We start from the raw sequence: 25,290 nt of genomic DNA on the forward strand, positions 1-25,290 counted from the left end.
GCAAGTATGGTACAATAGGCTGAGACTTTCCGGGAGGATGAAACGATGAATATTCAGATCTTTGGCACAAGCAAGTGCTTTGATACCAAAAAGGCCCAGCGCTATTTCAAGGAGCGCGGCATCAAGTTCCAGATGATCGACCTGAAGGAAAAAGAGATGAGCCGCGGCGAGTTCGAGAACGTGGCCCGCGCTCTTGGCGGCTGGGAAAAGCTGGTGGACCCCAATGCGAAGGACAAGCAGACCCTTGCACTTCTGGACGCACTGGTGGACTGGCAGAAGGAGGACAAGCTGTTTGAGAACCAGCAGCTGTTTTTAACGCCCATTGTACGCAATGGCCGCAAGGCCACCGTGGGCTACCAGCCCGATGTGTGGAAGACATGGGAATAACACGCGCTTTCACAAAAAATCCACGCGCCGGATTTTGCACTTTGGGGCGAATCGTGGTATACTAAAATACAGTGTGGCCCCTACGATATCCAATTAGGAGACGAATATAATATGAAAACCTATATGACCCCGGAAGAACACGCCCGGCTCCACCGCCGCCGCGCCCGGCAGGCACTGGGCCTGCTGGTGGCGGTGCTGGTGCTGGTGGGTGCCGTGACCGTGGTGCGCGCCGGTGTGCGCACCGTGGCAAACCTGTTCGACGATACCCAGCAGCGGCAGGAGTATGAGGACAAGCTCGAAGGCCTGGTCCTGTTCGACCCCGTTCCCTTTGACGGCATCGAAAACATCGACGATCTGACCCTGCGCGAAGCGGCGGTCTGGGGCTGCGTGTACAGCATCCAGGAGACCCAGGGCGGCTTCGACAACTACAACACCGACCCCGACACCGAGCAGCTGCTGCTTCCCTCGGTGGATGTGGACGCCTATCTGGCCAAGCTCGTGGGCCCCAGCTTCAAGCTGACCCACCGCAGCTTTGAGATGGAGGATATGACCATCGAGTTTGACGATGCCACCCAGTGCTATAAGATTCCGGTCACGGGCAGCGTGGGCACCTACCGCGCCACCGTCACCCGGCTGTTCAAGAAGGACGGTCTGCTCCATGTCACGGTGGGCTATATCCCCACCCAGAGCGCGGATGACAGCATCCTGAACGCAGCCTCCGATACGCCCACCAAGTACATGGATTATCTGTTCGAGCGCCAGAGCGGCAGCTGGTATCTCACCGGCCTGACCGAGAGCGAGACCAAGGCCGAGAGCACCGCGTCGTCGGCTGCCGCCGAGCCGATGCCGTTGGCGGACAGCGAGGTGCAGGACGCCATCCTCGCCACAGCGGGCGACTCCGCTGCCGCCAGCGAAGCAGCTTCCGGGGAAGCAGCCCCCGATTCAGAGCCTGCCGACAGCACCGCCGCCGAGAGCAGCGCAGCCGATGCCGACAGCGCTGCCGCCAGTGAAGCCGCATCGCAGAGCGCGGCAGGGTAAGCACCAAAACCGAATAGAAAAGCAGAGTCCCCGCCATGGAAGGAATGTTCCTCTCGTGGCGGGGATTTTTTGCTTGTCAGTTATAGTTTGGATAGATCCTCCAACAGAGCCAGCGCAATGGGTTTGACACGCATGGAGCAGGAATTGAATAATTCCACCACGCGGTCATTGGCGTAGTCTTTGCGAGCGATTTCGGTGTTGGTCAGGATCTCGGCCAATTCGGTGTCCAGTTCGGTACAGATATTGGAGAGTGTTTCCAAGGTGGGATATACGCGGCCATTTTCTATTTTGGACAGATAGACCACCGAAATGCCGACCTGCTCGGCCAATTTTTCCTGCGTGATGTTCCGCTCCTGCCGTCTGGTTTGAATGCGTTTGCCGATTGTAGCATAGTCAATCATAGAAGTTGACCTCCTGTATGTATCTTATACTGACAATACAGGATTAAACTGAAAGAATAATAATTTAATAGATTAACTTGACTTGACAAAACAATATGCCTATAATGAAATCAAACAGGAGAAAATGGTTTTCTCCAAAAGCTTTGGAATCACAAAATCAGTGAAGGAGTGGAATTATGCGTTTACATCTTCGAACGTTCTATGCTTTGTCGGTCAGCGCTGTCATTGCGGCAATGTTTCTGACGGGATGCAGTGGCGGTGGTGAGGTTCCGGAGGCCCCCGCTGATTCAATGCCGTCCAGTGCAAGCAGTAGTACGGAGGCTCCGGCCACATCGGAGAGTGCACCAAGTGCGCCTTCCTCGGAAAGCACTTCGTCTGAACCGCAGGAATCTGAACAGACGGATGGCATCAAGTGGATGTACAGCAAAAATGTGGACGGAACGATTACACTGAAAGGCTATGATAAAACTGCCGAAAAGGTGCCATCCGGTGAGCTTCGTATCCCGGAAAAATACGATGGATATGTAGTGAGTGCAATTGGCTACCAATGTCTCTATAAAAATAATGACATAGAAAGTCTTGTTATCCCAAACTGCGTGCAGAGTATTGGTGACCAGGCTTTTTACCAATGTACAAATTTGACGAGTGTTGTTCTGCCGGAAGGCTTGAAAAAGATTGGAACAATAGCGTTTAAGGGTACAAATCTGGATGAAGTGACTTTACCAAAGAGTTTGGTAAGCGTTGGTTCGTCAGCGTTTGAAGAGAATGCGTCTTTATCTAAGGTGTCGATCAAGGGAAAAACGGAGTTTGCCGGGGCAACATTTAGAAATTGCAAGAATTTAGGAAGTGTTACATTCGAAAACAGCATTCGCAGTTTGCCAAGTGAAATGTTCAGGAATTGCGAAAAGCTTCAGAATATAGTGTTTCCTTCGGAGGTGAAAACACTCGGAAACTATATTTTCTATGGATGCAGATTGCTGGAAAACATTATACTGCCGGATTCTGTTACGGATATTGGGAGTTATGCCTTTGCCTGCTGTACCTCACTAAGATCGGTCGTAATTCCAAAAGGTGTGACGGAAGTCAAAGATTGGACTTTCCAGGAATGCAAAAATCTAAGTGATGTAACGATTCCGGAGAGTGTCAAAATTCTTGGAAAAGGTGCATTTGACAATTGTAGTGCGCTTGTAACTATTAAACTTCCAAAGTCAATGTCTTCGATTCGCGAAGTGGCATTTTGGCATTGTACGGCATTGGTTAAAATAGCGCTTCCAGAAAATATTTCTGAAATCAGTAGTCAAACATTCCAGTTCTGTAATTCGCTTCGGGATATTTATATTCCGAGTAGTGTAAAGAAAATTAACTCTTGTGCATTTGATAAGTGCACATCGCTGAGCAATGTATATTTTGGTGGTAGTGAAGAAACGTGGAATAATATACTTATCAGTGATGGAATGCCTTCGTATGATACATACAATGGCAATAAATATCTGACGAACTCTTTTATAAAACGTTACTGGAACCAGACAGCGACAGTTATTGGTTATTGAGTAAATAAGCAACACCCCCGGTCCGGGACGCGGCAAACGTCTTAGGCCGGGGGTGTTGATTTATCAAAATTATTTCAGGTCGAACCGTACAATGACCAGCCGGTACCACAGGTACGGCACCATGTTCCAGATCATCCACAGCTCCATCAGGATGTAGTTGGGCAGATCCTTCAGGCGGAAAGGCCGCTTGCCCAGCCTGCCGCTTTTCAGCAGGGCAAAGGCTTCGTGCATCCCCTTGTCCCATGCCTCGCCAAAGCCCTGTTTGTGGAACTTGTAGCACTTGAGCAGGTAGCCCACGGCCAGCGGGATGAAGTTTAAAATCAGCATCAGCAGCGGTTCGTTCTTGAGGGGCAGCAGGATGCTGTTGCGGCCGCTCTGCTGGCTTTTGAAGGCGTTGTACTTCACCGCGCCGGTGCTGGCACCGCAGATGTGGGAGCACTTGGCGGTGGGGCAGAGCAGGTTTTTATAGCCTGCATTGTTGGCGCGCCAGCTCAGGTCCACATCCTCAAAGTAGGCAAAGAAGTTCTCGTCAAAATTGCCGATCTCGTCCAGAATGCTCTTGCGGTAGAGCGCCGCACCGCCGCAGGCCGAGAAGATGCGCTTTTGCCGGGTGTAGCGGCTTGCGCGGCGGCCATCGCCGGTCTTGCAGGCAAAGCCCATCCAGGTGACATAATCGCCCGCGTCGTCGGCCAGCTCCCGGTCGAAGTGGCGGATCATCAGGCTCTGCACTGCAAAGATTTTCGGGTCGGTCTCAGCGGTGCGGATCAGCTCTTCCAGCCACTGGGGTTCGGCAAAGGCATCGTTGTTGAATAGCACCACAAACTCGCTCTTGGCGCGGGCGATGCCCTGATTCACTGCATGGGAAAATCCGGTATTGGTGCCGTTTTCGATGAGGGTGAAATTTTCGCGGCTGCAATAGCTGCGGGCCTGCTCAAGGCTTTCGTCGGTGGAACCGTTGTCCACCACAATGAGCCGGAAGTTCTGTTCGGTCTGGGCATAGACCGACTCGATAGAATCCTTCAGCCAGCCCTTGCCGTTGATATTCGGGATGACGATGGTTGCTTTCATATCTACCTGCTCCTGCAAAGTTTCGGTTTCGTTGGTCCTGCTTGAAAGTATACCATAATCTGCACAAAAAGAAAACGGAAAGAACAAACAGACTTTTGTACGAAAGCCACAACAGACAAAAGTGCCTTTTGTGCAATCTGCTCCTGAATTGTGACCAAAACGTGTAAAATATGAGAAAAAAGCCGAGCAACTGTTTACAAAAGAGTAACAGACTGGTATACTTTACGGCAGTGAATAACGACGCGATTCAAGGGAGATGGAACAACGTGGAAACTGCACCGCATCACGCATGGAAAAAACTGTCGGCGCTGCTCATGACGCTGGCGCTGATGATGACGCTTCTGCCTGCGGCTCTGGCTGTGGACTTAAACGTTGACGCCGGGTTCTACTTCAAGCAGAGCCGCGGCGGCACCTGCACACTGGCATCCGCAGCCATGATGCTGCGCCGCCGCGCTTACTTCGATGGTTTGGACGGCTGGGTCGATGTGACCGAGAACAGCATCAAGAGCACGGCGTGGGCCGGCGGTCTGTCCCACAGTTTTACATACAATGCGATGCACGTTGGCTACGCTACCCTTCCTTCCGGCAAGGCGGCCAAGACCGAAGCCCTCATCCGGATCTTGCAGGAGCACCCGGAGGGCATCGTGCTGTATGACCGCGGCCAGCCCCATGCAGTGCTACTCACCGACTACACCAACGGCGTCTTCTACTGCTCAGACCCGGCGAACGGCGTTTCTGCGGGCCGTGTGCCGCTGTCCAGCGCCAGCATCTCGATCGCTGGGGCGTCCTGCTACTGGTACATCACTTCCGATGCCAACGACGACGGCATCGGTCTGGAAGAGCTGGAGGCCGCAGTCGTGGCCGAAGAGACGGCTGCGGAGACGGCCACCGAGACCACCGTGGTGGAACAGACCCCCACGACGGAGACGACGACTCAGAGCAGCGTGTTGAGCTGGCTGGACAGTCTGTTCCAGTAAAAGATACCGAAAAACCGCCGGGTGCAGATCAGATGCACACGGCGGTTTTTTGTCGGCGCGGCTCACTGCCGCAGCTGGGTGCCGGGAAAGTAGTGGGCGAGGATCTGCGAAGCCGTCTGCCCCTGCTCGGCCAGCGCTCTGGCTCCCCACTGGCTCATCCCGACCCCGTGGCCATAGCCTCTGGTGGTGAAGAAAAAGCTGCCGTTCTGATACTGCACCGTGAAGCAGGCGCTCCGCAGGCCCAGCGCCTTCCGCAGCGCCGGGCCGGTCACGGTCTGCCCGCAGACGGGCAGGGAGGCTACATAGCCGGAGGGAGTGAGGGCAGCCTCCCCGAACCAGCCCTCCGGCGCGGCGAGGTCGGGCGTGAGGCCCAGCCCGGTCAGGAGCTGCTGTAGCTGTGCGGCAGAAAACGAGACGGTGTAGATGTAGTTGTCGGCGTTCTGGTCGGTGCTGCTGTCCACCGGGATGAGATAGGGGACGGCGGTGCCCCAGACGTTCTCGCTGGCTTCGGTCTGCCCGTTGGAGATGGCGAAATAGCTGGTCCCGGCGGGGGCGTTCTCATAGTAGAGCACCTGCGTCAGGACCGAATCCACCAGAGCCGAGAGCCGGGCGTAGTTGGCCTCATAGGCCGTGCCCCAATAGCTGCGGAGAACGGCATCGGTCAGATAGCCCTGCCGCCGGGCTGGGTCGGCGGTGAGCCAGCCTGCGGCGGTGTCCTGTGCGTGGTCCCGGCAGTAGAGGGCGTAGCTGTGGGCCGCGATGGCCTGGGCTTTCAGCGCCTCGTCCGGCCAGGTGATGGGCATTTCCGCCGCCACGGCCCCGATGAGGTAGTCCCGGCGGGGCACCGACACGACCGCGCCATCGCTCTGGTCGGCAATGAGGAAGGTCTCGCTGTCCCTGTCGGAGGGCGGCAGAGAGGCGGCATCGGGCGTTTCCGGTTCCGGGGCCGCGGCGGACGACGCCGGTGCCGAAGGGCCCAGCACGGTTTTGGCCAGCCGGTATCCGGCCAGCGGCAGCAGACTGCCCAGCACGAACAGCACGGCACAGAGCAGAAAAAAGGAACGTTTCATAGCAGCCCCTCCCGGACAGGCAGTTTCGTTTGGGCCAGTGTAGCAGGAACATGCGGAGAAAAAGCGCAGATTTCATCTTCTTCTTGAATTTATTTCACAAAAGCGCTATGATAGATATGTGCCATCAGCGCGGATGGCAGGGAAAGGTATAAGAAATTCGAAACAGAAAGGGGAATCTGCGCATGAACTATCAACATGCAGAAGTGGCAACGCTGGACCCGCAGACGATGCAGACACTCTGCGAAGAGTACATTGCCAACAACTACATCGATCCGGAGACGAGCGAACGTCTGGGGGTCAAGCGCGGCCTGCGCAACCCGGATGGCACCGGTGTGCTGGCCGGCCTGACCAACGTCTGCGACGTTGTGGGCTATAAAAAGGATCAGGAAGGCCATGTGATCCCCACTCCCGGCAAGCTGATCTACCGCGGTGTGAACATCAACGAGATCGTGGACGAGGCCTACCGCAATGACCGCTTTGTGTTTGAAGAGGTGATCTGGCTGCTGCTGTTCGGCAGTCTGCCCAACCGGGAGCAGCTGGACGATTTCTGTGAGATCCTGGCAGAGCACCGCGCCCTGCCGGAAGGCTTCATGGACACCATGAACGCCCCCTCGCCCAATATCATGAATAAGCTGCAGCGCTGCGTGCTGGGCCTTTACTCTTATGATGAGCACGCCGAGGATCTGAGTCTGGAGAACATCCTGAGCCAGAGCATCAATCTGATCGCCAGCATGCCCACCATGATGGTGAACGCTTACCAGATGAAGCGCCGCTACTACGATAAGCAGAGCATGTTCTTCCACCTGCCCAAGCCCGGCCAGAGCACGGCAGAGCACATCCTCAGCACCTACCGTCCGGACCAGAAGTTCACCCACGAGGAAGCAAAGCTGCTGGATATGTGCCTGCTGGTGCACGCCGACCACGGCGGCGGCAACTGCTCCACCTTTACCGCCCGTGTGCTGTCCTCCTCCGGCACCGATACCTACTCCGCAATCGCGGCGGCCATCGGTGCACTGAAGGGCCCCAAGCACGGCGGTGCCAACCTGATGGTGAACCGTCAGCTGAAGGATATCCTCAAGCATGTGGAAAACCCCGAGGACGACGATGAGGTGCGCGAGTATCTGCGCCGCATCCTGCGCAAGCAGGCGGGCGATGGCTCCGGCCTGATCTACGGCATGGGCCACGCGGTGTACACCATCAGCGACCCTCGTGAGGTGATCCTGAAGCAGCGCGCCCGCCATCTGGCCTACGACAAAGGCTTTGAGGAAGAGTATAATATGCTGTGCAGCATCGAACGGCTGGCCCCCGGCATCTTTGCCGAGGAAAAGGGCAGCACCAAGCCGGTGTGCGCCAACGTGGACCTGTTCAGCGGCCTGATCTACAACATGCTGGGCATCTCTGAGGATATCTACACCCCGCTGTTCGCCATTGCCCGTGTGCCCGGCTGGTGTGCACACCGCGTGGAAGAGGTGGTATTCGCCAACCGTATCATTCGTCCCGCTTACAAGTATTTGGGCGTGCGCCAGAAATATAAGCCGATCGAGGAACGCTGATGAATCCATTACTCACACTTGTTTTTGTTGTAGGAACGGCACTGGCCCTTGGCCGGGGCCTGGATCTGGGCTTCTGGACCGACCTGGAAAGCGGCCTGTGCATCGCCGGTTCGGTCTGGCTGCGGTATGCTGCGCTGGGCATCGCGGTGCTGGTGAGCCTGTTTGCGGGCCGGAAGCTGGCCTGTGAGCCGAAAAATCTGCAGGGCCATTGCAAACCGTCCGGCATCGTCACGGCGATGGCAGGGGCGTTCTTTACTGCCGCGGGATTTTTGCGCTTCGCCGTTGGAATGACTGGCGCAGGCTCGTTTGTTCGCGCGATACTGGAAATTCTGTGTGGCCAGTGGCTGGCCCGGCTGGCGAAGAGCTGGCTGCGGAAGGACTGGCAGCCGCCCACAAAGAGCATGGCCTCCGGCATCTGGGGCACACTGGTGTTCTACTGGTGCGTTCTGAGCCGTTTCATGGAGAACAGCTCCAGTTGGCACCGCGTCTCACCCACGGCGCAGGTCTGGGTGCTGCTGGGGATGCTCGTCTTTCTGTCCAGTCTGGTGCGGGCGCTCTGGCTTCCCGAAACGTCGGATGGGAAAGCCCTGTGCGCCTCCGGTCTGGCAGCCTTTGTCCTCGGCTTCTGCTGGGAGCTGCCCCAGACCCTGACGCTGGCGATGCCCTCACAGTTCGTCCTCACGGCGCTGCCCTCCATCTTTTTTGGTCTGGGCATGGCCTGCCTTGGGACGCTGGGCGTGTTCTGCACCGTGCGCACCGCAGGGCCTGCGGCCAGAAAGAAGTAAAGGCCAGCACTCTGTTGGCTGAATTGCTGAAAACCGGCCCGGATAAGGGACAAAAATCATACAAAAGCCAAAAAGTGAACAAATAAGTTGTTAATTTTTTGGCAGACACTTGAAACTTTCTGCGTTTTGGTCTAAAATAAAGATACCGTGATTTATCCGATTATGGGTAAAATAATTAGGAGGTACTATTAACATGGCTGTTAGAGTTGCTATCAATGGTTTCGGTCGTATTGGTCGTCTGGCTTTCCGTCAGATGTTTGATGCTGAGGGTTACGAGGTCGTCGCAATCAACGACCTGACCAGCCCCAAGATGCTGGCTCACCTGCTGAAGTACGATACTGCTCAGGGTTCTTTCTGCGGCAAGATCGGCGAGGGCAAGCACACCGTCGAGGCTACCGAGGACTCCATCATTGTTGACGGCAAGGAGATCAAGATCTACGCTGTTAAGGACGCAAAGGACGCTCCCTGGGGCGAACTGAACGTTGATGTCGTTCTGGAGTGCACCGGCTTCTACACCAGCAAGGAGAAGAGCATGGCTCACATTCAGGCTGGCGCAAAGAAGGTCGTTATCTCTGCTCCCGCAGGCAACGATCTGAAGACCATTGTCTTCTCCGTCAACGAGAAGACCCTGACCGCTGAGGATCAGGTCATTTCTGCTGCTTCCTGCACCACCAACTGCCTGGCTCCCATGGCTAACACCCTGAACAAGACCTACCCCATCGTCTCCGGCATCATGACCACTGTTCATGCTTACACCGGCGACCAGATGATCCTGGATGGTCCTCAGCGCAAGGGCGATCTGCGCCGTGCTCGTGCTGGCGCACAGAACATCGTTCCCAACACCACCGGCGCTGCTAAGGCTATCGGCCTGGTCATCCCCGAGCTGAACGGCAAGCTGATCGGTTCTGCTCAGCGTGTGCCTGTTCCCACCGGCTCTACCACCATTCTGGTTGCTGTCGTCAAGGGCAAGGACGTCACCAAGGAGTCCATCAATGCTGCTATGAAGGCTGCTACTTCTGAGTCCTTCGGCTACAACGAGGATCAGATCGTTTCTTCCGATGTCATCGGCATGCGTTACGGCTCTCTGTTCGATGCTACCCAGACCATGGTCGCTAAGATCGACGACGACACCTATCAGGTTCAGGTCGTGTCTTGGTACGACAACGAGAACTCCTACACCTCTCAGATGGTCCGTACCATTAAGTACTTCGCTGAGAACTGCTAATTGCGTTCTTACGCTCAAAAGTGCTTGAGGTGCCGTGCTGAATGACGGCTGGTACCAGCTTTGCTGGTACGGACATGCTGTGATTGGTACGACAACAGGATAACGAGTTCAACACCCTTCCTTTTGCGGGTTTCCGCAGAGGGAAGGGTGTTTTTTGTGTTGTTAAAATCCGGGAAACACGGTATGTTACGTAAATGATATACGGAAAGCATTCACAGAAGAACGATCAGCAATAAACATAATAAGGGACAGCTGCAAAAAAGATGCAACCGCCCCCTTGTGGTGTTATTCTTTGCGAGATACGATATAGGCGACTATCGCAAGTTAAGAAATTAGCGCAACACTTAAACCGCATATTTGCGATATGCAATTCAACGATGTTTCTGTTGCATTATCGCAATCTTCAAAAATAGTGCCAATCAGAACGGCATCTTTGCGATATGCAGTTTGCGGATGTTGCTTGTGCATTAAAAACGCAAACTGCTATAAAAAGCTGAATTGCTATAATAGCAGGAACAGTGGTCTTGTGTGCGGCTGTACTCGCTGGGTGTAGTAACTCTGACCCAGCACTATGGACAACTATATGACCATACTTTTTGCTGCTGGTGATTTCATCTGGAGTTTTCATGCGAAACTGGGTAATATGTAAAAAAGATTAGGTTGAATCGCAAATTTTTTAAAACGTGGATGGATACATTTCCTCGGATTTCTATTGATTCCCAGATATAACCATGATAAAATAATAAAAGAGGCCAAACAACAATGTTGAAAGATTGGTATCCTCCATTTTCCATCTAGAGGATACCTCTGATTTGCGGGGGGGGGGAGTTGTATGGCATTGCGTTTAAGCTGATCGAGGACAACTCGGAGAAGGTCGTGATCTGGCTTTATTAAAGTTATGTCCGAAAGCAAAACTGCTGAGGCTGACGACAACAAACATCCGATACCTGGATAATAACTGCGACACGGCCGAAGAACTTTTCAGTGGACATATTGCAATCGACATGACCCTTGGCGAAGCCGTTGTCAGAGGCATTTTGCCTATCCCGAAGTATGTGACCACCGTCTACCAGTGCCAGAAAACGCTTGCAAAGTATCAGGCACGGGTAGACAACCTGCGGGCATCAGGCATTCAGGATGTGAACCAGAAATATCTGGACGCACTGCGCCGGGCACTGGAACAGGCGGACGGTCTGGACAGGGTCTTTGCCCATCATATCACGAATAAGACTGGCAAATACATCGTGTTCTGCGCCAACAAGGAGCATATGGACGAAATGGTATCCCATGTGCCGGAGTGGTTCGCCGGGGTCAACCCGGACGTTGTGGTGTATCAGGCTTACTCGGATGACCCGAATACGGACAAGGCTTTTGCAGATTTCAAGACGGATACGGGCAACTGGCTCAAGCTGCTGTTCTGCATTGATATGCTCAACGAAGGCGTCCATGTGGAGGGCATTTCCGGGGTCATCCTGTTCCGACCAACGATTTCGCCCATCATCTACAAGCAGCAGATTGGCCGGGCTTTAACCGCAGAGGATAATACGACACCACTTATCCTGGATGTTGTCTATAATTTCGAAGGTCTGACCAGTATTTCCAGTCTGCAAAGAGAGATGCAGGAGGCAGTTCACCGGCTCTATGCCAACGGCGGGGGCGATAAAATTGTCACCGAGCGGTTACAACCTCGGAAAATTGGGTCAAGCGGCAGCGGTATACCCGCCAGAATCCTGAAAAAAGCTGCGCTGTTCTGACGGAAGAGCGGATAGCAAAGCTGGATGCCATCGGGATGCAGTGGGAGAAGGTGGATTCGAGGCCACATCGGTTGGAGCTGGCGCAGGGGTCTAAGAGGAAAAGCGAAAATCTGAATGTTTCAGCTAACCACAAAACGGGAGAGGATGTCGGTTTGTGTGGATGATAGCGCGCCTCAAAACGGTTTCTGTAAAGCGCATTGGAAAAGTGCGTTGAAGAAGTTGAGTGAGTCGTAAAGAAAAGCTAAAGGAGTTATTGGAGAGGATTATGTCAAAGTTTCAGCATGATGTGATGCTGCGGATCGTAAAGATCTTGAACGTTCTGATGATCGAGCTGCCGTTTTCGGCCTGCTGGTTCCTGTACTACTCGCACCAGACCTACGCAAATCTGGCATGGAAGGGAAATCTGGCGATTTTGAGCCTGTTTTTCGTTCTGTATATCATTTTGGGTAAGGTATACGACGCATTTTTGATGTCGATGCAGCGGATCTCGGAGCTGGTGTACAGTCAGATCCTTGGCGCGATGGCAACCGATGGTATTTTGTACATTGTGATCTGCCTGATGTCGGCAAAGCTTTGCAACTTGTGGCCTGGAATTGCAGCAATTGCGGGGCAGCTGGTGATGTCTGCAATTTGGGCATCCTGCGCACATAAATGGTACTACACGGCCTTCCCGCCGCAGAAGACCGCAGTTGTCTACGATGTACGACACGGCATGGAAAAGCTCATCGGCGAGTACGGCTTGAGTAAGAAATACGATGTGCAGGTCACCCTGAGCGTGTCGGAGTGCTTGGCGGACCTGAGCATTCTGGACGGCATGGAGACGGTTTTTGTCAGTGGTGTTCACAGCCATGAGCGAAACATTATCCTGAAGCACTGTGTAGGGAAGGGCATCAATATGTTCGTCATCCCCCGCGTTGGCGACGTTATCATGAGCGGCGCTCATCCGATGCACATGTTCCATCTGCCGATGCTGCGGGTGGGCCGCTATATGGCAAGCCCGGAATTCTTGTTCGTCAAGCGTATGATGGATATTGTGATCTCGCTGGTGGCACTGATCATTCTGAGTCCGCTGTTTCTGATTACGGCGATTGCGGTGAAGTCGGATGGTGGTCCCGCCTTCTACAAGCAGGTGCGCCTGACCAAGGATGGTAAGCCCTTCGAGATCCTGAAGTTCCGCTCCATGCGTGTGGATGCTGAAAAGGACGGCGTGGCTCGCCTTTCCACCGGTGACAAGGATGACCGCATCACGAAGGTTGGCCATATTATCCGTGCTTGCCGTCTGGATGAGCTGCCGCAGCTGGTGAACATCCTGAAGGGTGATCTGTCCATTGTAGGTCCTCGCCCGGAGCGTCCGGAGATCGCAGCACAGTACTGTGAAGAGATGCCGGAGTTTGCGCTGCGTCTGCAGGCAAAGGCTGGCCTCACCGGTTATGCACAGGTGTACGGAAAATATAACACCACACCGTATGATAAGCTGCAAATGGATCTGATGTATATTGCCCACCCCAGCCTGGTCGAGGACCTGAAGATCATGCTGGCTACGGTGAAGATCCTGTTTATGCCTGAAAGCACCGAGGGAGTTTCTGAGGGCCAAACCACTGCAATGAGTGGAGAAAACCACTAAATATCGATGGTTTTGTACATTTTAAGCTGCTGAAAATTGGAAGAAATTCCAGAGTGGAGTCAGGCATAAATGCGACGCTTACAGTAGCGTCGTAGTAAGAAACCGGCAAAATGCCCTGTACATGGGCGATGTAGCGCACCTGATAGTGCAAAATGCCGAGAATCCAAGCGTGAGCAAGGGCAAAACGAGGTAATTTCGAGGTTTTTACGCCCCGAAAAAGCACTTTTATGGATGCGACCGTAGCTCGCGGGTTTATGCCGGATGGCACCGTGAGGGGATGTACCGAGATTACGGTGACTTTCACATAGCGGTTTCGGGACTTGACGATGATAACATCATCTGCGATTTCATCTCGGTCTTGAAGATAACAAGGCGGCTGTGAGCAAGATGGTGATAAACACATGGTCGCAGAGATGCTCATTCGTGTGGGATAATCCGGCATAAGCAAGGGAGCTACCGTAGCGTGGATGAGTGGAATCGGAAATAAAGGCAGGAGCTACCGTAGCCAGTGATAGTGTCATCAGGACTAAAGACGGGAGCTACCGTAACGTCAAAAATGGTGCAATTTAGAGCGTAGTGGAGAATCAATGTAGCGGTACAAGACATTGTGGCGGTACAAGAGACATAGCAGCGTGTGATTCACACTGCTGAGGACGATTGGTAGAGCTTTATAGGGAATAAACGGCTCAGACTCTTTGAGATTGAGTCTGGGCTGTTTTGTGGTTGATAATATTTCATTGATGAGGAGTACAAAGATATGAAGGTGGCGTATTGCACTGGATTCTGGTGCACGAATATCGGAAACGGCTTTTTTAGCTTGGGTGTGGAGTATGTGCTTAAGAAAATTCTGGGCGCAGAGAATGTGACAGTCGTTTCAGATTATCAAACTTACACAACAAGTTACGGAAAGCGGCTGTATCCTCATAAGAATCAGCTTGAGTACATCGCAAAGCTCGATGTGGATTATATTGTGCTTGCCGGCCCTGTGATTTCTAAGTATTTCCTCCCGCTGTGGAAAGATATCCTGTTGGAACTCAAAGAACGTGGCGTTGGTTATATGATTTTGAGTGCTGGCACTATGAAGCTTGATGCTACTGCCAGATGTGAAGTTGAAGAGTTCTTTAAGCAGTGTCCTCCGTTTGTTTTTTCGTCTAGAGAACATGAAACCTATGAGGCGTTTGGGAAATACGCAACCAATGCGTATGATGGAATCTGCTTCTCCTTCTTTACCCCGGATTACTATGCTCCCTGCAAGATTGATTTTGGGCAGCCGTACTGGATTTCCAATTTTGATAAAATTATTGAGCCGGAAATCTGGGTCGATGATTCTAGCCGTAAACACACCCATGAATTTGAATTTGAAAATCAAAGGATTTTCGTTAATTCACCTTCTACGGTTGCAGCAAAAACAGATCGGTTTACAGATGCATTGATTTATGTTCGAAGTCTTCTGCCAGCACCAAAACGTGAAAACGAAATCGGGCGGTACAAGCTGATAAGAACGGATCAGAGATTCCACCCGCATTTTAGGAGCAAAATCTACGCATACAAAAACTCCTTCTGTGCAGATATCCCTTACGGGTATATTAATCTGTATGCAAATTCTCAGTTAACTCTGTCCGATAGAGTGCATTCCTGTGCGGTAACACTTGCATACGGTCATTCTGCAATGCTCTTTGTGAAGACTAATCGGGTGGGGCTGATCGAGAGAGTTGGAGCAGGTGAAATAACAAAGAAGCCTGTCAAATTGGATATGGAACTTGTTTCGGAAGAGAAACATAAACTTGTACAGTGGTTAAAAACTGTGCTTCTATAAAGTGCTATCAAAAAGGAGAAGTTAATGAATATTTTATTGTTCATGTCCAGTGGCCTTGATACACCGGGTCCTTCATGGCATCTATACACAGCTCTAATCGAGGATCTTGTCTCTTATGGACATAAGGTGCATCTGATCGAGAGTCATTCTACCGGAATTAATCCCGATTGTCCTGAGAAACTGAAAGAACTTGAAAATTTCTCTTATGAAACCATCAATATAGAAACCGTTGCCAAAAAAGCATTCGCCAAGAGATATCTGGTGGGTGTTAAATATTGTTTTAAGGCTCGGAAGCTTTTCAAGGCTCAGCAGGATTTTGATGTAATGATGGTTCAATCGTGTCCGTGGGCTCCTTTTGCAATCACATTTGCTAAAAACTGCGTGAAGACCCCGGTTATTTATAATAGTCAAGATATGTTCCCGGGGCTTCTATTGCGAATGGTGCTATGAAGCAGAAATGGATGCAGAAGATTTTCTATATGTTTCAGAAGGTTGCCTATCGAAGAGCCGATCATATCTCGGTGATTTCAGAGGATATGAAGCAAAAGGTGATAGAGCAAGGCGTTCCGGCTACCAAAATTACGGTTATCCCGGACTGGTATGACGATAAGAGCGTTCGAGAAATTCCGTGGGAAGATAATTTGTTTGTAAAAAAATACGACTTAAAAAAAGATTGCTTTTATGTTCAGTTTGCAGGAACCATGGGCATGAACTTTGATTATAAGATGGTGCTCCAAGTTGCCGAGAAATTGAAACAGGAAAAGAAAATAGTGTTCCAGATGATTGGTCAGGGAAGCCAGAAGGATGATTTCGTTCATGCGGCTCAAGAAAAAAAGCTTGATAATATCGTGTTCCTTCCCCTTGAGCCGCAGGAAATGGTGCCGCATGTATATAGCGCATGTTCAGTTTGCTTGATACCGTTGCCCAAAGGCGTTATCGGTAATTCGGTTCCAAGCAAAGCTGGACTACTGATGGCGTGTCACCGCGTTATTGTTACCTCGGCCGATGAAGGGTCGGAGTATAACAAGATGTTTGAGAGAGAGCAAATCGGTATTGCTTGTTCCACAGATGATCCGGAAGGGATTGCAGATGGAATTATCAGGTTAAGGGATAACCCTGATTTGAGAGAGAAGTATGCAGATAACGCACAGAAATATGGAAAAGCAGTCTACGCTAGAACGGTGAACACCAAGCTCTATGAGGACTTGTATCGTAGAATTGGAGGAAAAGCATGATGAAAGTTCTATTATTGGGCTTTGGGAAAATCGCATATATGCCTTATATGAACTTTTATCTGGATACGCTCAAGGAACGGGATATTCAGTTTGAACTGATTTACTGGGATCGCGACGGAAAGCCTGATGCGGAAGTGCCACAAAGGATTTCAAAGGCATATAAGTTCGAGGAGCATCTGGAAGAGCAACTTCCGTTCAAGAAAAAACTGAAGTATTTTGCAAAATATCGTAGGTTTGCATTGAATGTTCTGAGTAATAACTCCTATGACAGAATTATTGTGCTGCATACGACACCGGGATTGACTTTGCTGGACTATCTGGTGCGAAAGTACAAAGGACGGTATCTTCTGGATTTTCGAGATGTATCTTACGAATATATCCCGGTATATCGCAAGCTGGTTGGCATCCTTTCTAAAAACAGCGCCGTGACTTTTGTTAGCTCTAATGCGTTTCGGAAGTTTCTTCCCACTGAAGAAAATGTTAGGACGATTCATAACTATCTGGAGGACTCCCTGAATCATAAAATGCTCCGTAAACAGGATGCAAGAGAGCGTAATGCGATTCGCATTAGCTATTGGGGGCTTGTCCAACAGGTTGATGTGAATAAAAAACTGATGGACGCTCTGGGAAGTGACCCTCGTTTTGAACTGCATTATTACGGAAGAATGCAGCAGGACGGAAGAGATATGGAACAGTATGCCCGGAATAAGAAATATAATAACGTTTTTTTCCACGGTGCTTATATGCCAACCGATCGGTATGAGTTTGCTAAAAATACGGATATGATCCATAACGTTTATGACTGTGGGCACACGATGGGGAATGCAATGGGAAATAAATACTATGACGGTATTATTTTTGGTATTCCCCAGATATGTACGGCAGGCTCCCACATGGGCGATGTTGTTATGGAACGACAGGTCGGTATGGCGGTGTCGCTTGACGGTAATAACATGGCCGATGAAATTTGGGCATATTACCACGATATCGATTGGGAAAAGTTTGAAACAAAATGTGCGGATGCCTTAGAAAGCGTTCTGAATGAACAGAAAATGACGAAGGCAAGGCTCTTAGATTTTATTGGTTAATAGAGCGGGGAACACAGATGAGAATTGATTATGCGTCCAGCGCAATGGATGCGCAAGACTTCGCAAACCTATTTGAGAATAGTCCGAAAGCACCGGGGCAGCAGGCGCAAAAATTCAACCGTCTGATGATACAGGGCTTGGCAGAAAATGGTGCAGTAGTACGGGCAATAACGGCACGGCCTGTGACTGGAACAAATTGCCCGAGCAAGTTCCTCTCAGCCAATCGTGTCCAGAGGGGAAAGGTAAGGTATCATTATTGTTCAGTACTGAATGTAAAGGGTATCAGGATCTTATGGCAGACGTTTTCTGCATTTGTAACAGTTTTATTTGGCGGCTGTGATGCAGTCGTTACGGATGTGCTGAATGCCTCGGTAGCCTATGGCGCTGTAACAGCAGCTCGTTTACGAAAGAAACCATGTATCGGAATCGTAACCGATCTTCCAGAGTTGATGGTGACTGGGACTAATCAAAATCATGTAAGACTTGTACGGAAGATAATGCAGAAGTGTACCGGGTATGTTCTCCTTACAGAGGCGATGAATGAACCGGTAAACCCTGAGCATAAACCTTATGTGATCGTTGAAGCATTGTGCGATTCAACAATAAAACCGCAGCCGGAAGTAAAAACGCATACGAGTTGCATGAAGAAGTGTATGTATGCCGGTTTACTAGATGCTCGATACGGAGTAAAAGCTATGGTGGACGGATTTGTCCTTGCCAATGTACCGGATTCAGAACTGCATATCTATGGAAATGGTCCTTATGTGGATGAGTTGCAGAGGGTGACGCAGGAGCATCCGAATGTGATTTACCACGGAATTGCTATGAATGATGAAGTGGTTCAGGCAGAAATAGAGGCAGACTTGCTTATCAATCCGCGCCCGACTCATGAAGAGTTTACCAAGTATTCGTTCCCTTCAAAGAATATGGAATATATGGCATCTGGCACACCGGTTCTTACGACGAATCTTCCCGGTATGCCAGAAGAATATAAGCGGTATGTCTACTTGATCGAGGATGAGTCCGCAGAGGGGATTGCGAGAGCAATAAAGACTACTTTCGATACTGTGCGAAGCGAAAGAGACAGAAAAGGATATAGTGCACAAGAATTTGTTTTAAATGAGAAAAATAATTTATTTCAAAGTAAACGTGTTCTCTCAATGCTGGAGGCAAAGTAAGAGGGCGATGTTGCAGTAACGAGAGAGGAAATTCAAAATATGAATCAATCTTTGACTTATAAAAAACTCAGGGACTATATACTGATAGTGTTTGTGTATCTGTTTTTTCGAATGAACTCCTATTTTACAAGAGGGTCGACTATCGAGCAATTCTTACTTATTGGAAGGATTGCTATTATTGCACTTTCGTTTTTGTTGATTTTTCGTGTACGGTTCATTCCGAATAAAAGCATGATCATTCTCACAGTGGGAAGTAGTTTTTGGTTTTTCTTAACAGGGCTACAAAACTATTCAGGTGCAATAGATATACTGACAAACTTTCTAACCCAGATGTGGTGGGCATCTTTCTTGATCATTTCGTACCTACTTCTCATACGAGTCAGGGATGATGAGAGAAAGAAGATAATTAACATTGGTGTAATCGCATTTTATGTGTTCTCACTAAGATATGCTATATGGCTTCTGAGTGGAAATAGATATTGGAGCTCTGGGGGAATAAACTCAATATATTATTGCGTTCTCCTCTTGCCATTATGTTATTTGGCTGATAAAAAGACGATCAAATACTCAATGATTTTCATCGCGGCATTGTTGACAATTATCTCCGGAAAAAGAACAGCGTTGATTTCCATTATTCTCTGTGGATTTCTTCCACCGCTGCTTGAAAAAGACGATAAAAGAGGAAAGAAAAAAACTGGGACAATGGTGTTCTTGATGATCGTGTGTATAATGCTTGTGTATGTATCGGAGTATCTATCTAAATCAATAAATATAACTATTATTGAACGTATGCAGAGTTTGCAGGAGGATGGGGGGTCAGGTCGGACAACAACCTATGCACTTGTTTGGGATGCATTTAAGAGTTCAAACATTGTTAAGCAGGTAATCGGGCATGGATATAATGCTGTTTATCTTGATAAAATATCGATTTCATCTGCGCACAATGATTTTTTGGAAGTGCTTTATGATTATGGTGCAATCGGATTGCTTTTTTATGTCTTACTTTTATTTAATTTCATTTTTGAAGCAGTAAAACTGAGAAAAACACAATGTGAATCCTTTGCTGCTGTTACAGCTTCGATACTAATTTATATCACTCTATCCTGTGTTAGTCATTTGATTATATATCCAACATATAATGTTTTCTTACTGTTTATTATATCCATGGGATTTTCAGAGTATGAAAAGAATCAGAAAAATTCAGTAGGGGGTGAGGCAACTAAATGAAAGTTTTGCATATTAATTGTGCCGATTATGGGAGTACTGGTGCAATAATTGACAGCATTGCAAAATATAGCAATTTTGAGCATGTTTTATGTGCCCCTTATATTACTAAGCAACACGAGAAGTTGAAGACGTATGGTGTGTGTGTTCCACATGAACTGGGAGTGTACAAACGTATAGCGTATGTCTTGGGCTATCAGTATGGATTTGCACCTGTATCAACACTTAAAATTAAACGGATTATTGAAAAGGAGAATCCAAACGTTATTCATATTCACTCGGCAAATTGCAATGTTGTTAATATATACTCTTTATTAAGATTTCTTAAACAGAATAAGATTCCTTTTATCATTACCAATCATGCAGAGTTCTTTTATACGGGATCGTGTAGCCATGCATTCAATTGTGAAAAGTGGAAGTCTGGTTGCGGAAACTGTCCTCAGCTAAGGTTTGCAGCAAATACATGGAGAGACACAACGGCAAACGCTTGGCAGAAAATGAAAAAGGCATTTGCCGGAGCCAAACAATGCTATGTAGTATCTGTTTCCCCATGGCAAAAGAAGAGAGCGTTGGAGTCACCAATATTTTCGGGCGTGCAGCAACGCTGCATAATGAATGGAATAGATGCAAGCATCTTCTATGAAAAGAGATTTTTGAAGGAGGATGATTGGCGTACAGTTTTGTTTGTTACAGCTGATTTCAGCATTACAGACAAGTACAGCAAGGGTGGATTCTATTTGCTAGAACTAGCAAGACTCCTGAAAAATGAAAAAATACGATTTGAAGTTGTAGGAAGAACAGCAAGCAAAAAGGTAGAAGAGGATAATGTTCGAATAATTGGACCCGTGCATGATAAGAATGAATTAGCTGATTTCTATTGTAAGGCAGATGTGGCGTTAGCACTAAGTCAGAGAGAAACATATGGAATGACTGTTGCAGAGGCGCTGCTTTGCGGAACTCCGGTTGTGGGGTTTAAAAATGGTGGGTCCGAGAGCATTGCGCTTTCTAATCATACACAATTTGTTGAGTTTGGCGATGTTAAGAAACTGGCAGACATAATAAGGAACAAGTGGATTGACTATAAGGATATTCATTCAAACCAAATAGCACTTGAAGCTGAATATATGTATTCTGATAAAGCGATGGCGACAGCATATGAAAATTTGTATTTGGAGGTGATTAAGTGAAAAAAGCGTGTATTTTTACGTTTCATAATGTCCCTAATTATGGTGCGGTTCTTCAAACATATGCCCTGGCGCATTATATTGAGGCGAATTTTGGCTATCATGTAGATATTATGGACTTTCAATGTGAAGGAAATGGATCTGAGTTTGAACCAACTGAGTTTATAAAAATTGCTTGTAAAAGTAAGAAGAAAATCGTATCAATTTATAAAAAAATGATGATGTCTTTGTACTTCGAAAAAAGCTACAGAAGAAAGTATCTACGATTTCAGGAATTTAAAAAACGTAACCTATCGGTGATTCCATACGATATGACTCACATATATGATGCTGTGGTACTTGGTAGTGATCAAATATGGAATCCGGATATTACAGGTGGATTTCAAGCAGAATTTTTTGGACAGTCAAAGCTTATCAAAGGAAAAACTAATGTGGCATATGCTGCAAGTTGTGGGGATGTTTCTGCTTTATCTGAAGCTCAGACTAATGACCTAATTGAATATACCAGTAAATTGGATTATGTGGGAGTAAGAGAAAAAAGTCTTTCTGTGTTTCTTCATGAAAAGGGTGTTAATAATACCTGTACATTGGATCCAACTTTCTTGCTTTCTGCCAACGATTATAATACCTTAGTGCAAGATAAGGCGCAAGAAACTGATCCGTATATTCTCGTATATGAATTGCAAAAGAATGAGGGAATGGAAAAACTTGCGTTTAGAATTGCAAATGAAAAAAATCTCAAAGTTCGAATGCTTGTCGGGTATATAAGTTACTCTAGGAAGAAATCATATGAAATACGAGACGCAGGACCGACTGAGTTTTTATCACTTATAAAGAATGCTGATTATATTCTCACAAATTCGTTTCACGGGACAGCATTTTCGCTGATCTACAAAAAAGATTTCAACGTGGTTTTACCAAGAACAAGAACAAGCCGCGTTATTGATTTACTAAACGAAATAGGATTGATGAACCGTATTGTGGCAGCAAATGAATGCGAATTGAATTTCGAACATATTGACTATGAAACGATTGAAGATAGCATAAGAAAAATTGAGGTTTCTTCTAAAAGCTTTTTGAGAGAAGCACTAGGAGGTGATACTGATTGAATAAATACAAAAAACTCCTATCTAATACAGCTGCAATGACAGTTGGCCAGTTTTCTAGTAAGATCCTTAGCTTCCTTCTTATACCATTATATACGTCAATTCTTTCTACAGAGGAGTATGGAATTTACGATATAATCGTTACGACCGTTACACTAATGACACCATTTCTGACGCTTGTAATATCTGAAGCTATCCTGCGTTTCGCAATAGACAATGATTACGACAATCGATATGTACTTACTATTGGTGTAACATTAGTTGTGCTGGGTAGTGGAGTTCTTATCCTGCTGTCACCAATATTTTCCTTTGTTAGTTCAATAGCGAAGTATAGAATCTGGATAGTTGTTTTTTTCTTTGTGATGAATTTGCACACGGTGTTAATTCAGTTCCTGAAGGGAATTAATAAGGTGACACAATATTCGATAATGGGTGTTATTAGTACAATGACAACCTTGAGTTTGAATATTTATTTTCTGGTTATTAGAAATTACGGAATTGTTGGATATCTTCTAGCGGCAACGATGTCACATCTGCTTGTATCGCTCATAATTATCATCTATAACAAATTGTGGACGTATGTAGTCAATCCGCTTTCGATACCGAGAAATGTATATAAAGATATGTTGCGTTTTTCCGTCCCTATGATCCCGAACTCCATAAGTTGGTGGGTAAGTGACTCGTCGGATAAATATGTAATACTATGGTTTCTGTCATCTGCAGAAGTTGGATTATACTCGATTGCGTATAAAATTCCTACTCTACTAACGATGGTTATGTCTCTATTTGTTTCTGCTTTTCAAATATCAATATTTGACGAGTTCAAAAAAGAAGATGGCTCGAATTTCTTCAAAACTGTATATACAAGCGTTATGATGGCACTGCTTGTGGCTGCCTCCATGCTTATTTTTGCATCTAAGTATTTAGCAGTTGTTCTATACAAAAATAGTTTTTATAGCGCCTGGATGGTTGGCTGTATTCTAATTTTTGCATTTGTTTTTAATTCACTGTCATCTCTTATTGGTACGATATACACTGCAACAAAAAAGACGAGCGTTTTATTTTATTCAACCTTGGCAGCAGCATGTGTGAATATAGTACTAAATATTATTCTTATTCCGGGCTACGGTTTGTATGGAGCTGCATTTGCAACGCTTGTCAGCTATGTATGCGTTTGGCTCATTCGTGCATTGCTTGCAAAAAAACAAATGGAAAAAGGATTTATAGACAGGAACTCTCTGATAATAATGGTTCTGATTGCTTTTCAAATAGTGATTGAATTGTCATCTCTTGAGTACAGAATGTTTTTGTCATTTGTTATTGTACTACTTGTCATTGCTGCCGCATACAAAAAACTAAGGAATAGTATTTTGTATGATAAGATTACGACAATTATAGAAAGAAGGAAATAAAAATGTCTGCATTTGATAACGCAACCCTTATGATCACTGGTGGTACTGGTTCTTTTGGTTCTACCGTTCTGAAGCACTTCTTGGACTCTGACCTGAAGGAGATCCGTATCTTCTCCCGCGATGAGAAGAAGCAGGATGATATGCGTCACGAGCTTCAGGCCAAGCACCCGGAGAACGCCAAAAAGGTGAAGTTCTACATCGGCGATGTCCGCAATCCCCAGTCCATCCGTGACGCTATGCCCGGTGTTGACTACATCTTCCACGCTGCTGCTCTGAAGCAGGTTCCTTCCTGCGAGTTCTTCCCCATGCAGGCCGTTCAGACCAACATCATCGGTACCGATAACGTCCTGCACGCCGCCATTGATGCCGGTGTCAAGCGTGTTGTCTGCCTGTCCACCGATAAGGCAGCTTACCCCATTAACGCTATGGGCATCTCTAAGGCTATGATGGAGCACGTCATCTACGCCAATGCCCGTGTAGCTGCTGAGCGTGGTGGCACCACCATCTGCTGCACCCGTTATGGCAACGTTATGTGCAGCCGTGGCTCTGTCATCCCTCTGTTCATTGACCAGATCAAGGCTGGCAGCCCCATCACCATCACCGACCCCAACATGACCCGCTTCCTGATGAACCTGGACGAGGCTGTGGATCTGGTGATGTTCGCCTTCCAGCACGCCAACCCCGGCGACCTGTTCATCCAGAAGGCTGACGCTTCCACCATCGGCGATCTGGCAAAGGCAGTCCAGCAGCTGTTCGGCGATACCGGTACGAACATCATCGGCACCCGTCACGGCGAGAAGCTGTTCGAGACCCTGATGACCCGTGAGGAGCGTCTGCGCAGCCAGGATATGGGTCATTACTTCCGTGTTGCCGCTGACAACCGTGACCTGAACTACGATAAGTTCGTGGTCAAGGGCGAGGTACATACCATGGCGGACGAGTCTTACACCAGCCACAACACCGAGCGACTGGATGTGGAAGGCACTGTCAAGAAGATTCTGACCACCGAGTATGTCCAGAACGCACTGAAGGGTATCCCGAATGTCTAAAGAAAAGCTGCTGCTGGTTGGAGCCGGTGGTTTCGGGCGCATGGTGGCGGAGCAGGCGATGCTCCAATACGATTGTGCTTTTGTGGATGATGGACAGTCTGTGGGTGCTGAGATCTGTGGCATTCCAGTGGTTGGTGGCCTCGCCGATTTGCCGGAGCTGCGGAAAGAGTACAGTTTGCTGGTGGTCGGCATCGGCAACAATCAGTTCCGGGCACAGGTGTATGAGAAAGGAAAATTACTTGGTTATGCGTTCCCAAACATCGTTGCTCCCAGTGCCTATGTCAGTCCGTTTGCTGAAGTCGGCTGTGGCTGTGTGGTGCTGCAAAACGCTTGTATCCAAAATGGAGCCTCTGTCGGAAACGGTGTTTTGCTGAATGCCGGAACGGAAGTCCACTGTGATGCAGCGGTAGGGGATTACGCCCTGATTTACACTAACAGTGTGATCCGCACTGGTGCGACCGTGGGCAACTTTACCCGCATTGGCAGCAACTGCACCATCTGCAATCATGCAACTGTGCCGGACGGCGCAGATATTCCGGACTGCACCGCAGTACACTAAGAGGTGA

At 48.4% G+C, this 25,290-nt stretch carries 23 protein-coding genes; 20 read left to right on the forward strand and 3 right to left on the reverse strand.

Going from position 1 to position 25,290, the window contains the following annotated elements; all coding sequences use genetic code 11:
- The first annotated feature begins 45 nt into the window (after positions 1-45).
- Positions 46-387: an arsenate reductase family protein gene (locus ACNQFG_RS07855; RefSeq protein ID WP_005945436.1), complete on the forward strand. Its 342-nt coding sequence runs from the start codon at positions 46-48 to the stop codon at positions 385-387.
- Positions 388-498: 111 nt separating this feature from the next.
- On the forward strand, positions 499-1,425 hold the full coding sequence (locus tag ACNQFG_RS07860) for an Ice-structuring protein (protein WP_423404483.1): 927 nt from the start codon (positions 499-501) through the stop codon (positions 1,423-1,425).
- An 80-nt stretch (positions 1,426-1,505) separates the two neighbouring features.
- Here ACNQFG_RS07860 and ACNQFG_RS07865 read toward each other — a convergent pair whose 3' ends face one another.
- Positions 1,506-1,826: a helix-turn-helix domain-containing protein gene (locus tag ACNQFG_RS07865; RefSeq protein ID WP_423404484.1), complete on the reverse strand. Its 321-nt coding sequence runs from the start codon at positions 1,824-1,826 to the stop codon at positions 1,506-1,508.
- Positions 1,827-2,002: 176 nt separating this feature from the next.
- Between ACNQFG_RS07865 and ACNQFG_RS07870 the strand changes: the two genes are divergently transcribed.
- The gene (locus ACNQFG_RS07870; protein WP_423404485.1) at positions 2,003-3,376 is read left to right on the forward strand and encodes a leucine-rich repeat domain-containing protein; all 1,374 of its coding nucleotides are present in this window, start codon (positions 2,003-2,005) and stop codon (positions 3,374-3,376) included.
- Between the two features lie 69 nt (positions 3,377-3,445).
- Here the strand turns inward: ACNQFG_RS07870 and ACNQFG_RS07875 are convergent, their stop codons facing one another.
- The gene (locus ACNQFG_RS07875) at positions 3,446-4,444 is read right to left on the reverse strand and encodes a glycosyltransferase family 2 protein (protein WP_423404486.1); all 999 of its coding nucleotides are present in this window, start codon (positions 4,442-4,444) and stop codon (positions 3,446-3,448) included.
- A gap of 266 nt (positions 4,445-4,710) precedes the next feature.
- Between ACNQFG_RS07875 and ACNQFG_RS07880 the strand changes: the two genes are divergently transcribed.
- Positions 4,711-5,421, forward strand: coding sequence for a hypothetical protein (locus tag ACNQFG_RS07880; RefSeq protein WP_423404487.1), 711 nt, complete (start codon positions 4,711-4,713; stop codon positions 5,419-5,421).
- Between the two features lie 62 nt (positions 5,422-5,483).
- Here the strand turns inward: ACNQFG_RS07880 and ACNQFG_RS07885 are convergent, their stop codons facing one another.
- Positions 5,484-6,491: a SpoIID/LytB domain-containing protein gene (locus ACNQFG_RS07885; protein WP_423404488.1), complete on the reverse strand. Its 1,008-nt coding sequence runs from the start codon at positions 6,489-6,491 to the stop codon at positions 5,484-5,486.
- Between the two features lie 182 nt (positions 6,492-6,673).
- Here ACNQFG_RS07885 and ACNQFG_RS07890 point away from each other — a divergent pair, with 182 nt between their 5' ends.
- The 16 genes from ACNQFG_RS07890 to ACNQFG_RS07965 all read left to right on the forward strand — a co-directional run bounded on the left by ACNQFG_RS07890 (position 6,674) and on the right by ACNQFG_RS07965 (position 25,283).
- Positions 6,674-8,044: a citrate synthase gene (locus ACNQFG_RS07890; protein ID WP_423404489.1), complete on the forward strand. Its 1,371-nt coding sequence runs from the start codon at positions 6,674-6,676 to the stop codon at positions 8,042-8,044.
- On the forward strand, positions 8,044-8,829 hold the full coding sequence (locus ACNQFG_RS07895; protein WP_423404490.1) for a hypothetical protein: 786 nt from the start codon (positions 8,044-8,046) through the stop codon (positions 8,827-8,829). The genes ACNQFG_RS07890 and ACNQFG_RS07895 overlap by 1 nt, the downstream gene beginning before the upstream one ends.
- A 193-nt stretch (positions 8,830-9,022) precedes the next feature.
- Complete coding sequence (gap, locus tag ACNQFG_RS07900) at positions 9,023-10,054, forward strand: type I glyceraldehyde-3-phosphate dehydrogenase (RefSeq protein WP_005945602.1); 1,032 nt, start codon at positions 9,023-9,025, stop codon at positions 10,052-10,054.
- A 1,004-nt stretch (positions 10,055-11,058) separates the two neighbouring features.
- Positions 11,059-11,808: a DEAD/DEAH box helicase gene (locus tag ACNQFG_RS07905; RefSeq protein WP_423404491.1), complete on the forward strand. Its 750-nt coding sequence runs from the start codon at positions 11,059-11,061 to the stop codon at positions 11,806-11,808.
- Positions 11,809-12,073: 265 nt separating this feature from the next.
- Entirely contained in the window at positions 12,074-13,432 is a 1,359-nt protein-coding gene (locus tag ACNQFG_RS07910) for a sugar transferase (RefSeq protein ID WP_423404492.1), read from the forward strand.
- 757 nt (positions 13,433-14,189) lie between these two features.
- Positions 14,190-15,248, forward strand: coding sequence for a polysaccharide pyruvyl transferase family protein (locus ACNQFG_RS07915; RefSeq protein WP_423404493.1), 1,059 nt, complete (start codon positions 14,190-14,192; stop codon positions 15,246-15,248).
- Between the two features lie 42 nt (positions 15,249-15,290).
- Positions 15,291-15,698 (forward strand): hypothetical protein, encoded by a 408-nt coding sequence (locus tag ACNQFG_RS07920; protein WP_423404494.1) that lies wholly within the window; start codon positions 15,291-15,293, stop codon positions 15,696-15,698.
- Positions 15,699-15,709: 11 nt separating this feature from the next.
- Complete coding sequence (locus ACNQFG_RS07925) at positions 15,710-16,483, forward strand: glycosyltransferase family 4 protein (protein WP_423404495.1); 774 nt, start codon at positions 15,710-15,712, stop codon at positions 16,481-16,483.
- Entirely contained in the window at positions 16,480-17,571 is a 1,092-nt protein-coding gene (locus tag ACNQFG_RS07930) for a hypothetical protein (RefSeq protein WP_423404496.1), read from the forward strand. The genes ACNQFG_RS07925 and ACNQFG_RS07930 overlap by 4 nt, the downstream gene beginning before the upstream one ends.
- A 17-nt stretch (positions 17,572-17,588) precedes the next feature.
- Positions 17,589-18,749 (forward strand): glycosyltransferase, encoded by a 1,161-nt coding sequence (locus tag ACNQFG_RS07935; protein ID WP_302275123.1) that lies wholly within the window; start codon positions 17,589-17,591, stop codon positions 18,747-18,749.
- 570 nt (positions 18,750-19,319) lie between these two features.
- On the forward strand, positions 19,320-19,976 hold the full coding sequence (locus ACNQFG_RS07940; protein ID WP_423404497.1) for an O-antigen ligase family protein: 657 nt from the start codon (positions 19,320-19,322) through the stop codon (positions 19,974-19,976).
- On the forward strand, positions 19,973-21,160 hold the full coding sequence (locus tag ACNQFG_RS07945; protein ID WP_423404498.1) for a glycosyltransferase: 1,188 nt from the start codon (positions 19,973-19,975) through the stop codon (positions 21,158-21,160). Before ACNQFG_RS07940 ends, ACNQFG_RS07945 begins: the two co-directional genes overlap by 4 nt.
- Complete coding sequence (locus ACNQFG_RS07950; RefSeq protein ID WP_302275127.1) at positions 21,157-22,266, forward strand: polysaccharide pyruvyl transferase family protein; 1,110 nt, start codon at positions 21,157-21,159, stop codon at positions 22,264-22,266. The genes ACNQFG_RS07945 and ACNQFG_RS07950 overlap by 4 nt, the downstream gene beginning before the upstream one ends.
- A complete protein-coding gene (locus tag ACNQFG_RS07955) occupies positions 22,263-23,675 on the forward strand; it encodes an oligosaccharide flippase family protein (protein WP_302275128.1) in 1,413 nt (470 codons plus the stop codon). Before ACNQFG_RS07950 ends, ACNQFG_RS07955 begins: the two co-directional genes overlap by 4 nt.
- A 2-nt stretch (positions 23,676-23,677) precedes the next feature.
- Positions 23,678-24,724 (forward strand): polysaccharide biosynthesis protein, encoded by a 1,047-nt coding sequence (locus tag ACNQFG_RS07960; protein WP_302275130.1) that lies wholly within the window; start codon positions 23,678-23,680, stop codon positions 24,722-24,724.
- On the forward strand, positions 24,717-25,283 hold the full coding sequence (locus ACNQFG_RS07965) for a lipid carrier--UDP-N-acetylgalactosaminyltransferase (RefSeq protein ID WP_302275132.1): 567 nt from the start codon (positions 24,717-24,719) through the stop codon (positions 25,281-25,283). The genes ACNQFG_RS07960 and ACNQFG_RS07965 overlap by 8 nt, the downstream gene beginning before the upstream one ends.
- Positions 25,284-25,290: the final 7 nt, after the last annotated feature.

This window comes from Faecalibacterium prausnitzii, from assembly GCF_049532945.1.
Taxonomy (GTDB): Bacteria; Bacillota; Clostridia; order Oscillospirales; family Ruminococcaceae; genus Faecalibacterium; species Faecalibacterium prausnitzii_N.

Excerpts from the sequence above, each read along its gene's own strand:
- ACNQFG_RS07855 (WP_005945436.1), top strand. The coding sequence starts at position 46 with ATGAATATTCAGATCTTTGGCACAAGCAAGTGCTTTGATACCAAAAAG.
- ACNQFG_RS07860 (WP_423404483.1), top strand. The coding sequence starts at position 499 with ATGAAAACCTATATGACCCCGGAAGAACACGCCCGGCTCCACCGCCGC.
- ACNQFG_RS07865 (WP_423404484.1), bottom strand. The coding sequence starts at position 1,826 with ATGATTGACTATGCTACAATCGGCAAACGCATTCAAACCAGACGGCAG.
- ACNQFG_RS07870 (WP_423404485.1), top strand. The coding sequence starts at position 2,003 with ATGCGTTTACATCTTCGAACGTTCTATGCTTTGTCGGTCAGCGCTGTC.
- ACNQFG_RS07875 (WP_423404486.1), bottom strand. The coding sequence starts at position 4,444 with ATGAAAGCAACCATCGTCATCCCGAATATCAACGGCAAGGGCTGGCTG.
- ACNQFG_RS07885 (WP_423404488.1), bottom strand. The coding sequence starts at position 6,491 with ATGAAACGTTCCTTTTTTCTGCTCTGTGCCGTGCTGTTCGTGCTGGGC.
- ACNQFG_RS07890 (WP_423404489.1), top strand. The coding sequence starts at position 6,674 with ATGAACTATCAACATGCAGAAGTGGCAACGCTGGACCCGCAGACGATG.
- ACNQFG_RS07895 (WP_423404490.1), top strand. The coding sequence starts at position 8,044 with ATGAATCCATTACTCACACTTGTTTTTGTTGTAGGAACGGCACTGGCC.
- gap (WP_005945602.1), top strand. The coding sequence starts at position 9,023 with ATGGCTGTTAGAGTTGCTATCAATGGTTTCGGTCGTATTGGTCGTCTG.
- ACNQFG_RS07905 (WP_423404491.1), top strand. The coding sequence starts at position 11,059 with ATGACCCTTGGCGAAGCCGTTGTCAGAGGCATTTTGCCTATCCCGAAG.
- ACNQFG_RS07910 (WP_423404492.1), top strand. The coding sequence starts at position 12,074 with ATGTCAAAGTTTCAGCATGATGTGATGCTGCGGATCGTAAAGATCTTG.
- ACNQFG_RS07915 (WP_423404493.1), top strand. The coding sequence starts at position 14,190 with ATGAAGGTGGCGTATTGCACTGGATTCTGGTGCACGAATATCGGAAAC.
- ACNQFG_RS07920 (WP_423404494.1), top strand. The coding sequence starts at position 15,291 with ATGTCCAGTGGCCTTGATACACCGGGTCCTTCATGGCATCTATACACA.
- ACNQFG_RS07925 (WP_423404495.1), top strand. The coding sequence starts at position 15,710 with ATGCAGAAGATTTTCTATATGTTTCAGAAGGTTGCCTATCGAAGAGCC.
- ACNQFG_RS07930 (WP_423404496.1), top strand. The coding sequence starts at position 16,480 with ATGATGAAAGTTCTATTATTGGGCTTTGGGAAAATCGCATATATGCCT.
- ACNQFG_RS07935 (WP_302275123.1), top strand. The coding sequence starts at position 17,589 with ATGAGAATTGATTATGCGTCCAGCGCAATGGATGCGCAAGACTTCGCA.
- ACNQFG_RS07940 (WP_423404497.1), top strand. The coding sequence starts at position 19,320 with ATGATTTTCATCGCGGCATTGTTGACAATTATCTCCGGAAAAAGAACA.
- ACNQFG_RS07945 (WP_423404498.1), top strand. The coding sequence starts at position 19,973 with ATGAAAGTTTTGCATATTAATTGTGCCGATTATGGGAGTACTGGTGCA.
- ACNQFG_RS07960 (WP_302275130.1), top strand. The coding sequence starts at position 23,678 with ATGTCTGCATTTGATAACGCAACCCTTATGATCACTGGTGGTACTGGT.
- ACNQFG_RS07965 (WP_302275132.1), top strand. The coding sequence starts at position 24,717 with ATGTCTAAAGAAAAGCTGCTGCTGGTTGGAGCCGGTGGTTTCGGGCGC.